The 11468-nt window shown below is 64.3% G+C and carries 12 protein-coding genes; 5 read left to right on the top strand and 7 right to left on the bottom strand.

Going from position 1 to position 11468, the window contains the following annotated elements; genetic code table 11:
* The first annotated feature begins 96 nt into the window (after positions 1-96).
* The 4 genes from surE (at position 97) to rpoS (ending at position 3726) form a co-directional block, all read left to right on the top strand.
* On the top strand, positions 97-840 hold the full coding sequence (gene surE / locus DFO50_RS01495) for a 5'/3'-nucleotidase SurE (RefSeq protein ID WP_028498127.1): 744 nt from the start codon (positions 97-99) through the stop codon (positions 838-840).
* On the top strand, positions 825-1502 hold the full coding sequence (locus DFO50_RS01500) for a protein-L-isoaspartate(D-aspartate) O-methyltransferase (RefSeq protein ID WP_028498128.1): 678 nt from the start codon (positions 825-827) through the stop codon (positions 1500-1502). The genes surE and DFO50_RS01500 overlap by 16 nt, the downstream gene beginning before the upstream one ends.
* Before the next feature lie 148 nt (positions 1503-1650).
* Positions 1651-2733: a peptidoglycan DD-metalloendopeptidase family protein gene (locus DFO50_RS01505; RefSeq protein ID WP_233495160.1), complete on the top strand. Its 1083-nt coding sequence runs from the start codon at positions 1651-1653 to the stop codon at positions 2731-2733.
* 51 nt (positions 2734-2784) lie between these two features.
* Positions 2785-3726, top strand: a complete 942-nt coding sequence (gene rpoS / locus DFO50_RS01510; RefSeq protein WP_028498130.1) for an RNA polymerase sigma factor RpoS — start codon at positions 2785-2787, stop codon at positions 3724-3726.
* 90 nt (positions 3727-3816) lie between these two features.
* Here rpoS and hemB read toward each other — a convergent pair whose 3' ends face one another.
* The 5 genes from hemB to DFO50_RS01535 form a co-directional block, all read right to left on the bottom strand.
* A complete protein-coding gene (gene hemB, locus DFO50_RS01515) occupies positions 3817-4827 on the bottom strand; it encodes a porphobilinogen synthase (RefSeq protein WP_107888831.1) in 1011 nt (336 codons plus the stop codon).
* A 149-nt stretch (positions 4828-4976) separates the two neighbouring features.
* Positions 4977-6329: a phosphoglucosamine mutase gene (gene glmM, locus DFO50_RS01520; RefSeq protein ID WP_028498132.1), complete on the bottom strand. Its 1353-nt coding sequence runs from the start codon at positions 6327-6329 to the stop codon at positions 4977-4979.
* A 56-nt stretch (positions 6330-6385) separates the two neighbouring features.
* Complete coding sequence (gene folP / locus DFO50_RS01525) at positions 6386-7219, bottom strand: dihydropteroate synthase (protein WP_112691932.1); 834 nt, start codon at positions 7217-7219, stop codon at positions 6386-6388.
* Positions 7220-7319: 100 nt separating this feature from the next.
* Positions 7320-9227, bottom strand: a complete 1908-nt coding sequence (ftsH, locus tag DFO50_RS01530; RefSeq protein WP_028498134.1) for an ATP-dependent zinc metalloprotease FtsH — start codon at positions 9225-9227, stop codon at positions 7320-7322.
* Positions 9228-9309: 82 nt separating this feature from the next.
* On the bottom strand, positions 9310-9927 hold the full coding sequence (locus DFO50_RS01535) for an RlmE family RNA methyltransferase (RefSeq protein ID WP_107888833.1): 618 nt from the start codon (positions 9925-9927) through the stop codon (positions 9310-9312).
* 44 nt (positions 9928-9971) lie between these two features.
* On the opposite strand from DFO50_RS01535, the gene yhbY reads away from it, so the two are divergent.
* Positions 9972-10286 (top strand): ribosome assembly RNA-binding protein YhbY, encoded by a 315-nt coding sequence (gene yhbY / locus DFO50_RS01540; protein WP_233495174.1) that lies wholly within the window; start codon positions 9972-9974, stop codon positions 10284-10286.
* 93 nt (positions 10287-10379) lie between these two features.
* Here the strand turns inward: yhbY and DFO50_RS01545 are convergent, their stop codons facing one another.
* Both DFO50_RS01545 and greA read right to left on the bottom strand, forming a co-directional pair.
* The gene (locus tag DFO50_RS01545) at positions 10380-10820 is read right to left on the bottom strand and encodes a DUF4149 domain-containing protein (protein ID WP_051528645.1); all 441 of its coding nucleotides are present in this window, start codon (positions 10818-10820) and stop codon (positions 10380-10382) included.
* Between the two features lie 34 nt (positions 10821-10854).
* Entirely contained in the window at positions 10855-11331 is a 477-nt protein-coding gene (greA, locus tag DFO50_RS01550; protein WP_028498138.1) for a transcription elongation factor GreA, read from the bottom strand.
* Between the last annotated feature and the right edge of the window lie 137 nt (positions 11332-11468).

Here is an 11468-nt window from a genome sequence, read left to right on the forward strand (position 1 = left end):
GAACCGGGGCCGGTCCCGCGCCATCAATAGCTGCAGCGGGGGTTCTCTTGCCGGCCGGGACGGTTACAATCGGACAAGTTCAATTCGAGGTTCCGCATGAAATTCCTGCTCAGCAATGACGACGGCTACTTTGCACCCGGTATCGAGGCACTGGCGGCGGCGTTGCGCCCGTATGGCGACGTGACCGTGGTCGCGCCGGAACGGGACAGGAGCGGGGCCAGCAACTCGCTGACACTGGACCGTCCGCTGTCCCTGCGGCGTGCCCCCAACGGTTTTTACTTCGTCAACGGCACGCCGACCGACTGTGTGCACCTGGCGGTCACCGGCATGCTCGACAGCATTCCCGACATGGTGATCTCCGGCATCAACCACGGCGCCAACATGGGCGACGATACCGTGTACTCCGGCACGGTCGCCGCGGCGACCGAAGGTTTCCTGCTCGGCGTGCCGTCGATCGCGGTGTCGCTGGTCAGCAAGCCCGGCGCCTGGCTGGACACGGCTGCCCGCGTGACCCTTGATCTGGTCGAGCGGCTGATCGAACAGCCGCTGTCCGAGCCGACGCTGCTGAATGTCAATGTGCCCGACCTGCCGTACTCGGCGCTGAAGGGCATGAAGATCACCCGCCTCGGCCGCCGCCACCATGCCGAGCCGGTGGTCAGGAGCGTGAATCCGCGCGGCGACACCGTGTACTGGGTCGGCGCGGTCGGCCCGGCGCAGGATGCCGGTCCGGACACTGATTTCCACGCGGTGAAGAACGGCCATGTGTCGGTCACGCCGCTGTCCATCGATCTGACCTCGCATCGCCAACTTCCCGGACTGACCCAATGGCTGACCCGCTGAGCCTCGCCCCGGGCGGGGGCTACGGCATGACTTCCGAGCGCACCCGCCGGCGCATGATCGACCGCCTGCGCGAGAACGGCATCCGTGACGAACGCGTGCTGGCGGCCATGTACGAGATTCCCCGCCACGTCTTCGTCGATCCGGCGCTGTCGTCGCGCGCCTACGACGACACGTCGCTGCCGCTCGGTCACGGCCAGACCATTTCCCAGCCATGGACCGTGGCGCGCATGAGCGAGCTGCTGCTTGCCGACGGTCGCCAGCCGCAAAAGGTACTGGAAATCGGTACCGGCTGCGGTTACCAGACCGCCGTCCTGGCCCGGCTGATCCGCGAGGTCTACTCGGTCGAACGGATTGGTGCCCTGCTCGATCGCGCCAGAATGAACTTGCGCACCGTTAAGCTGGTCACACCCCGGTTGGTGCACAGTGATGGCCGGCTCGGTCTGATCGAGGCCGCACCGTTCGACAGCATCCTGATGGCCGCCGCCGCACCGGCGCTGTCCGAGGAACTGATCAACCAGCTTGCCCCCGGCGGCCGGATGGTCTTGCCGATCGGCAACGAGCAGGAACAGTATCTGTGGGTGGTCGACAAGACCGCACACGGGGTCAACCGGACCCGCTACGACGCGGTCAAGTTCGTCCCGCTGCTGCCAGGCAAGTCCTGAGCCTCCCACCCGCCGCGAACGGTCCGGCAGAATGCACCGGCACGGGAAAAGCCGCCATTGCTGAATCCCGATTTAGTGCTGGACATTTGCCCAATTCGCCCTTACACGTATCAGCCCAAAAGATTCTATGCACGGCGCACACCCTATTTTGAAACGAATTGCATTGATTATCGGCAGTGTCACGCTGCTGGCAGCCTGCTCGTCGATGACGCAGCCCGCCGCACCGGTCGTCCAGTACGGCGGCCGCGCGGCGACCACCAGCGCGCCGGCGCCGGCCCCGGACACCGGCGCCAGCAGCTCGGATGTCTACGCGGTCAAGCCGGCCGAGCGCATTGCACCGATCAGCGGCAGCCGCACGTCGACAATCTCCGCCCCGGCAGCGAACGCCTCCGACGCGCCGGAGTCCTATACGGTCAAGCCCGGTGACAACCTGTTCCGGATTGCATTGAACAATGGCCTCGGCTACCGCGAACTGGCCGAACTGAACGGCATTGGCAATCCGGCCGACATCAAGGTCGGCCAGGTACTGAAATTGCGTGCCTCCGAACAGGGGGCCAGCCCGACCCCGCACACGCCGGCAGCAACGGCAGCGGCCGAGGTGCCGGCAGAGACCGCCAGCGCGTCGTCAGCCCCCATCAGCAGCGGCAATGGCGAGTCCAGGCAGTACCCGAAGGCGATCAAGCTGCCGTATGGCGACAATGCCGCCACCCGGCTGGCACAGTTGAGTGAAGGCCAGAACGGCAATGGCGCGGCGGCTGTCGCCAGTGCGCCGGCCAGAACGGCGCCGGAAGAACACAAGGCGGCGGCCGACAAGCCGGCGGCAGCCACGACGCCCTCCCCGGCAGCGGCAGCGGGCGATGAACAGGTGGCCGGCGGCTGGCTGTGGCCGACCGATGGCAAGATCGCTGGCCGCTACAACGCGACCAGCAAGGGACTGGATATTACCGGCAAGAGCGGACAGACCATCGTCGCGGCGGCCGACGGCAAGGTTGTCTACAGCGGCAGCGGACTGCGCGGCTATGGCAAGCTCGTCATCATCAAGCACAACAAGACCTTCCTCTCCGCCTACGCGCACAACAGCGCGCTGTCGGTGAAGGAAGGCCAAGCCGTGAAGAAAGGGCAGAAGATCGCCGAAATGGGGAATACGGACGCCGACCAGGTGAAGCTCCACTTCGAGATTCGCCGCTACGGCAAGCCCGTAGACCCCGAAAACTATCTGGCCAAACGCTAGTAGCTGGAGACTGACCGACTCCGGACTGCGTGGCCAAATGAGGGGAAACGCATGGACAGCAACGAAACCGACCGCCTGGAAGAAAACCTGGACGACATCGCGGAAGCACAAGAAGAAGCCAGCGATGCGGACGAAGAAGAAGCCAGTACCCCCGCCTACGAGGAGATCGCCGATGTCACGCAGATCTACCTCAACGACATCGGCAATAACGCGTTACTGACGCCGGATCAGGAGCGTGCGCTTGCCCGCCGCGTGGTACAGGGCGACTTCGAGGCGCGACAGCGCATGATCGAGCACAACCTGCGCCTGGTGGTGAATATCGCCAAGCATTACATCAACCGCGGCATGGCCCTGCTCGATCTGATCGAGGAAGGCAATATCGGTTTGATGCATGCGCTGGAGAAATTCGACCCCGAGCGGGGTTTCCGCTTCTCGACCTATGCGACGTGGTGGATTCGCCAGTCGATCGAGCGCGCGATCATGAACCAGTCGCGAACCATTCGCCTGCCGGTCCATGTGATCAAGGAGCTCAACGTCTACCTGCGTGCCTCGCGCCATCTGGAGAGCCAGATCGGCCGCGAGCCGACCGTGGAAGAAATTGCCCACATGGTCGGCAAGTCGCCGGACGAGGTGCGCCGGGTGATGAGCCTGAACGAGCGCATGGCATCACTGGATGCGCCGCTGGACATCGACCCGATGCTGACCATCGGCGAGTCGATTCCGGACGAGCAGCACGAAGAGCCTGACGTCCAGCTGCACAGCAATCAGGTCACCCGCTACGTGCGGGCATGGCTGAAGCAGCTGACCGACAAGCAGCGCATGGTCATCGAGCGCCGCTACGGGCTGAACGGCTACGAGATCTGCACGCTGGAGGAACTGGCCGAAAGCCTGAACCTGACCCGGGAACGGGTGCGCCAGATCCAGATCGAAGGGCTGGAAAGCCTGCGCCGCATCCTGCGGCGCAAGGGCGTGACCAAGGACATGCTGTTCTGATTGCGTCCACGTACGTCACTCCGGGTCGCCGCCGGCCTTCAGCCAGCGGCGTTCCGGAGTGTCAGCCTGCACTGATCGCCCGCACGGCGATCAGTGATTTCCGGCCTTGATCAGGCGCGCGGCGTCCAGCGCGTAATAGGTCAGGATGCCGTCGGCACCGGCACGCTTGAAGGCCAGCAGACTCTCCATGATGCTCTTGTCACGATCGAGCCAGCCGTTGAGGATCGCCGCCTGCAGCATCGCGTACTCGCCCGATACCTGGTAGGCGAACGTCGGCACGCCGAACTGGTCCTTGACCCGGCGAATGACATCCAGATACGGCATGCCCGGCTTGACCATGACCATATCGGCACCTTCGGCCAGATCGGCAGCCACTTCCTGCAGGGCCTCGTCGCTGTTGGCCGGGTCCATCTGGTAGGTCTTCTTGTCGGCGCGTCCCAGGTTTGCCGACGAGCCCACCGCGTCGCGGAACGGGCCATAGAAACACGAAGCGTACTTGGCGGCATAACTCATGATGCGGACGTGGATATGGCCTTCGGCCTCCAGCGCCTGGCGCATCGCGCCAATGCGGCCGTCCATCATGTCGGACGGCGCGACCACGTCGACGCCGGCCGCGGCATGGCACAGTGCCTGGCGAACCAGCACTTCGGTGGTCACGTCATTGATCACGTAGCCGTTTTCGTCGATCACGCCGTCCTGGCCATGGGTGGTGTACGGGTCGAGCGCGCCATCGGTGATGATGCCCAGCTGCGGGAACTCGCGCTTCAGCGCGCGCACGACGCGCGGCACCAGCCCGTCCGGGTTGTAGGCCTCGGCACCATCCAGCGACTTGCCGTCCTCGATGACCGGGAACAGCGCCAGCGCCGGTACGCCGAGCGACACCGCCTCTTCTGCCGTGCGCAGCAGCAGGTCCAGGCTCTGGCGCTTGACGCCAGGCATCGATTCGACAGCCTGTTCGCGATTCTGGCCGTCCAGCACGAAGACCGGGTAGATCAGGTCATTGGCAGTCAGCACGTTTTCCCGCATCAGGCGACGGGAGAAATCGTCGCGGCGCATGCGGCGCGCGCGCCAGGCCGGGAACGGGCGGTCGATCGGGGTCATTACGCTTTCCTCAGTTTTTTTTCAGTAAACGGATCATCGTGCACAGCGTCAGGACCAGCTTGGCGCCGATGAGCAGGATCCAGAACCAGGTGTTTTCGAATACGGTCATATCCGGTTCGCATGGCAACGAAAGTATACGCCCGGGGACCTTAAGCGGCGCTGTGGGCGGCGGTTTCGATGGCGTTCGCAATCTCGCGCGCCCAGCGGGCGGCCAGCTCGGCATCATCGGCCTCGACCATCACCCGGACGACCGGTTCGGTGCCGCTCGGCCGCAGCACGACCCGGCCGCGTCCGGCCAGCGCCTGTTCGGCTGCCGCCATCGGCGCCACGGTCGCCGGCTTCCAGTCGGTCCCCTTCTGCACCCGGACATTGATCATGGTCTGCGGGAACGGCTGCCAGTCACGGCAGATGGTCTCCAGCGACGCATCCAGCGTTTTCATCGCAGCGAACACCTGCAGCGCCGACACGATGCCGTCGCCGGTCGAGTGTTTGTCCAGGCACAGGATATGGCCGCTGGCTTCGCCGCCGAGCAGCCAGCCGCGCGCCTTCAGCATTTCCAGCACATAGCGGTCACCGACCCTGGAGCGGGCGAACTCGATGCCGCGGTTCTGCAGCGCCAGTTCCATGCCGAGGTTGGTCATCACCGTGCCGACCACGCCGCTGCCCTGCAGTTCGCCGCGCTGCATCCGCGCCCGTGCGATCACGTAGATCAGCTGGTCGCCGTCATACACGCGGCCGGCATTGTCGACCATGATCAGCCGGTCGCCGTCACCGTCCAGCGCCACGCCGATATCGGCGTCGTGCTGCAGTACGGCGGCCTGCAGATGGCGCGGGTGGGTCGCACCGCAGCCGTCGTTGATATTGAAGCCGTTCGGGGCGGCGCCGGTGGCGATGACCTGGGCGCCGAGTTCGTGGAATACCGACGGCGCGATGTGATAGGTCGCGCCGTGTGCGCAGTCAACCACGATGCGCAGCCCGCGCAGGTCGAACTCGTTCGGGAACGTGCTCTTGCAGAATTCGATATAGCGGTCGGCAGCCGTGTCGATGCGCTTGGCGCGGCCCAGTTCCCGCGACGGTTTGGTGTCCATCGGTGCATCGATCAGCGCTTCGATTTCGGCTTCCAGCGCATCGTCGAGCTTGTTGCCACCAGCGGCGAAGAACTTGATGCCGTTGTCCGAATACGGGTTGTGCGATGCCGAGATCACCACGCCGGCATCCAGGCGCAAGGCCCGGGTCAGGTAGGCGATGCCCGGCGTCGGCAGCGGGCCGGTCAGCCGGACATTGACCCCGGCCGCCGTAAACCCGGCCTGCAGTGCGGCTTCGAGCATATAGCCGGAGACCCGCGTGTCCTTGCCGATCAGCACGGTCGGATGCGGGCTGTCGGCCTTGACCAGTACCCGCCCGGCCGCATAGCCGAGCTTGAGTACGAAATCGGGGCTGATCGGGTGCTTGCCGACTTCGCCGCGAACACCATCGGTACCGAAATACTTGCGTTGCGCCATGAGTTTCTCCGGATGCGGGCTGGCCGCACGGGGGGTAAGGGAAAGTAGGAAACGACCTAGCCGGCGGCCCGGGTCGCGCGCCAGACCGCCAGCGCTTCGCAGGTTTCACGCACGTCGTGCACGCGCAGAATGGCCGCGCCACGCCCGGCGGCGATCAGCGCCCCGGCCACGCTGGCACTGACTCGTGCCGCGGGCTCGGCAATGCCGGTGACCGCACCGAGCATGGTCTTGCGCGACAGCCCGGCCAGAACCGGCGCGATGGTCGCAAAGCGGTCCAGATGTGCCAGCAGCGCATAGTTGTGGTCGACGGTCTTGCCGAAACCGAAGCCCGGGTCGACCAGCAGCCGCTCGCGGCCGATGCCGGCAGCGATGCAGACGGCGACCCGTTCAGTCAGGTAGGCCTGCACTTCGTCGACCACGTCGCGCTGATAGGACGGATCGTGCTGCATGTTCTGCGGCTCGCCCTGCTTGTGCATCAGGCACACTGCGGCGTCGCTGCCGGCCAGCAGCGCCACGGCGCCGTCGTCCTCCAGCGCCGCCACATCGTTGATCAGATCGACACCGATCGCGAGCCCGGCCTGCATCACCACCGTGTGCCGCGTATCCAGCGACAGCGGCACGCCGATGTCGCGCAGCCGTTCCAGCAGTGGCAGCACCCGGTCCATTTCCTGCTGGACCGTTACCGGCGCCGCATCCGGCCGGGTCGATTCGCCCCCGATGTCGAGGATGTCGGCGCCGTCGCGCACCAGCTTCAGTGCATGGTCAAGCGCCTGGTCCGGCCGCGCATGGCGACCGCCGTCGGAAAAGGAATCCGGTGTGACATTGACGATGCCCATCACCAGCGGACGTTCGAGCGACAGCGTGAAGCGGCCGCAGTGCAGAGTATTCATAGGCAGTAGGGAAAGGCTAAATGAAAACGCGACAGCCAGGCTGTCGCGTCATTATCCACTGAATTTCGTACCCGGTCTCAAACCGGGCAGCCCGTCAGGACTAGATTTCCTGTGCCGGCGTGGAACTCGGCGCCGGGGTCGGGCCGGCCGGCGGCGTCGGGCTGCTGCCGCCGACACTGGCGGTCGGCTTCGGCGGCCGCGGCGGCTTGCCGTCCATGATGTCGTTGATCTGCTCGGCGTCGATGGTTTCCCATTCCAGCAGCGCTGCAGTCATCGCCTCGACCTTGTCGCGGTTCTCGTCGAGCAGCCGGCGCGCCAGCGCATACTGCTCGTCGATGATGCGGCGGATTTCCTGGTCGACCTTGCGCATCGTGTCTTCGGACATGTTCTTGTGCGTGGTCACCGAGCGGCCGAGGAACACTTCACCCTCGTTGTCGCCATAGACCATCGGGCCCAGCGCATCGGACATGCCGTAGCGGGTCACCATGTCGCGCGCCATCTGCGTCGCACGCTCGAAGTCGTTGCTGGCGCCGGTAGTCATCTGGTTCATGAACAGCTCTTCGGCGATCCGGCCCCCGAACAGGATGGCAATCCGGTCCATCAGGTAGCCACGGTCGTAGGCAAAGCGGTCCTGTTCCGGCAACTGCATGGTCACGCCCAGCGCGCGACCGCGCGGGATGATGGTGACCTTGTGCACCGGGTCGGACTTCGGCAGCAGCTTGGCCACCACGGCGTGACCGGACTCGTGGTACGCGGTGTTCTTCTTTTCCTCGTCGGTCATGACCATGCTGCGGCGCTCGGCGCCCATCATGATCTTGTCCTTGGCGGATTCGAAATCTTCCATGTCCACCAGTCGCTTGTTGCGACGCGCGGCAAACAGCGCGGCCTCGTTGACCAGGTTGGCCAGGTCGGCGCCGGAGAACCCCGGCGTGCCGCGGGCAATGATGTCCGGCGCCACGTCGTTGGCGATCGGCACCTTGCGCATGTGCACGTTCAGGATCTGTTCGCGGCCGCGGATGTCCGGCAGCGGCACCACCACCTGGCGGTCGAAGCGGCCCGGGCGTTGCAGCGCCGGGTCCAGCACGTCCGGACGGTTGGTGGCGGCGATGACGATGACGGTCGAGTTGGTGTCGAAACCGTCCATCTCCACCAGCAACTGGTTAAGCGTCTGTTCGCGTTCGTCGTTGCCACCGCCGAGGCCGGCGCCACGCTGGCGACCGACCGCGTCGATTTCATCGATGAAGATGATGCACGGCGAATTCTTCTTGGCGTTCTCGAACATGTCGCGAACGCGCGCCGCACCGACACCGACGAACATTTCGACGAAGTCGGAACCCGAGATCGAGAAGAACGGCACCTTGGCTTCGCCGGCGATGGCCTTGGCCAGCAGCGTCTTGCCGGTACCCGGGCTGCCTGCCAGCAGGATGCCGCGCGGCACGCGGCCGCCGAGGCTCTGGTAGCGACTCGGGTCGCGCAGGTAGTCGACGATTTCCTTCACCTCTTCCTTGGCCTCGTCGCAACCGGCGACATCGGCGAAGGTGATGGTGTTGGTGTCCTGGTCGAGCATCTTGGCGCGGCTCTTGCCGAAGCTGAACGCGCCGCCCCGACCGCCACCCTGCATCTGGCGCATGAAGAAGACCCAGACGCCGATCAGCAGCAGCATCGGGAACCAGCTGATGAAGATATTCATCAGCATCGACGGTTCCTCATCCGGCTTGGCCTGGAAGCGGACGTTGTTCTTGATCAGGTCGTCGACCAGTTTCGGGTCGTACGGCGCGTAGGTGGTGAACGCGCCGCCGCCGGTGAACTTGCCTTTCAGCCATTGTCCGCGCAGCGGATGGCCTTCGATGGTCACGCTCTGCACGCGCCCCGACTCCAGGTCACTGATGAACTGCGAATATTCGACCAGGTTCTGCGTGTCCTGACGCTTGCTGAACTGATTGAACACAGTCATCAGCACCAGACCGATGATCACCCAGATGGCGATGTTCTTGCCGATGTTGTTCAAGTGAAGGCTCCTTTACGCCACTGGGCGCACGCCAGCTTTCAAAGCAAAGATGATTCGATTGTAATCATGAGCTAGTGGCCTGTCAGCGCAAACCCTTGCCCAATAGGTATATTTCTGTCGATCGGTCCCGCGACGCTTTTGGCTTGCGGGACACAACCTGGGTAAAGCTGCTTCTCATTTCTGCCAGGTAAGCATTGAATTCGCTGCCCTGGAAGACTTTGACGAGGAAATGACCACCCGGTTTCAGATGCTGCCGGGCAAATTCCAGCGCCAGTTCGCACAGATACGCGGAGCGGGCCTGGTCGGTCGCACTCATCCCCGTGATGTTGGGGGCGATATCGGAAATCACAAGATCAAGCGGACGTCCGTCCAGCAACGCCTCGAAGCGTGCCAGCACCTCGTCCTCGCGAAAGTCGCCCTGGATGAAGTCTACGCCAGGAATCGCCGCCATTTCGAGGATATCCAGCGCAAAGATCCGTCCGTGATCGCCGACGATGCGGGCCGCGACCTGGGACCAGCTTCCCGGCGCGCTGCCGAGGTCGGCCACTGTCATCCCCTGCCTGAGCAGCTTGTCCTTTTCATTGATCTCCAGCAGCTTGTAGGCGGCACGCGAACGGTAGCCATCCTTCTGGGCCTGATGGACCCAGTGATCGTTGACATGCTCGTGTAGCCAGGCCGCACTGGTCTTGGATCGGGCCATACCGTAAAATCACCTTTTGAAACCGCAATTTGCAGAATATGAAAATCGAACTGACGCCGGAACAACGCCAGCATCTCAAGGGTCTGGCCCACAACCTGAACCCGGTCGTGATGATCGGCAACAACGGGTTGACCGACGCCGTGGTCCGCGAGATCGCCATCAACCTCGACGCGCACGAGCTGATCAAGATCCGCGTACTCGGCGATGAGCGCGAAGCCCGTCTCGCCATTTACGAACAGATCTGTGACGATCTCGATGCCGCGCCGGTCCAGGTCATCGGCAAGCTGCTGGTGGTCTACCGTCCGTCGGACAAACAGCGCATCGTGCTGCCGGCGGCAAAAAAGCCCCGCGGCCGCTGACTGCCGTCCGGCCTGAGCCATGCCGCAATCCGAAGGCGCAGCCTAACCGCTGCGCCTTTTATTTTGCTTAGATTTGCTTAGAAACGGGACAGCTCAGCCGTGCCGGGTCACAAAAAGCAGCCCCATCAGGCTCTGCACCAGCAGCAGCAGGCTGGAAATCGCCTGCCAGGTGCCAAAGCCGCCGCCGAACATGCCGGTCGCGGCACTGGCCGCGCTGGCCTTGACTCCGACCAGGATCGGCGCAATGGCGAAATGGTTGACCAGCGTGCAGGCAAGCATGCCGACAATCAGCCAGAAGCCGCCGTCACGCATGCCGGCCAGCCCCTGCCGCCACAGCCAGTCGATCAGCAGCACCAGGCCGCAGACCAGGCCGATCCAGCCCATCACCCCCAGCACATGCCAGGTGATCGCTCCGGCCGCTCCGCGCTCCAGGCGCGTGAACAGCACCGGCGCCACGATCAGGCCAATGGCCCAGATGCCGCCGATCCACAGGGTCTGCGCCACGCGGCGCAGCCAGTCCAGTGTTCCATCCATCGCCATCCCTCCGCTTGCGGCCAGGATCAGGACGTCAGAGGTATTTGACGTCGAGCACTTCGTATTCGCGGATGCCGCCCGGCGCGACCACTTCGGCCACGTCGCCGGCTTCCTTGCCGATCAGGGCACGCGAGATCGGCGAATTCACCGAGACCTTGCCCAGTTTGATGTCGGCTTCGTCGTCGCCGACGATCTGGTAGGTGACCTGGTCATCGCTTTCCAGGTCGACCAGCTGCACGGTGGCGCCGAACACGATGCGGCCATCGGCATCGAGCTGCGCCGGGTCGATGACCTGCGCGTTGGACAGCTTGCTTTCCAGATCGGCGATCCGGCCCTCGATAAAGCCCTGGCGTTCCTTGGCGGCGTCGTATTCGGCGTTTTCCGACAGGTCGCCGTGGCTGCGCGCCTCGGCGATGGCGGCGATCACTTCCGGACGGGCCACGGACTTCAGGTTCTGCAGTTCGTTCCGGAGCTGCTCGGCGCCAAACTTGGTCAACGGCACTTTGATCATTTCACTCATCCTCCTTCTCGTCCGTCCGGCACCCGCGGTGCGACGGTCGCGACATAAAATGCAAGCCGCCGTCACGGGGACGGCGGCTTCTCTCGATTCAATCGGTTGCCGACGATTCTAGCGGCAAACGCCGGTCA

Origin of the sequence: Microvirgula sp. AG722 (assembly GCF_003269145.1) — a bacterium.
Lineage (GTDB): Bacteria > Pseudomonadota > Gammaproteobacteria > Burkholderiales > Aquaspirillaceae > Microvirgula > Microvirgula aerodenitrificans.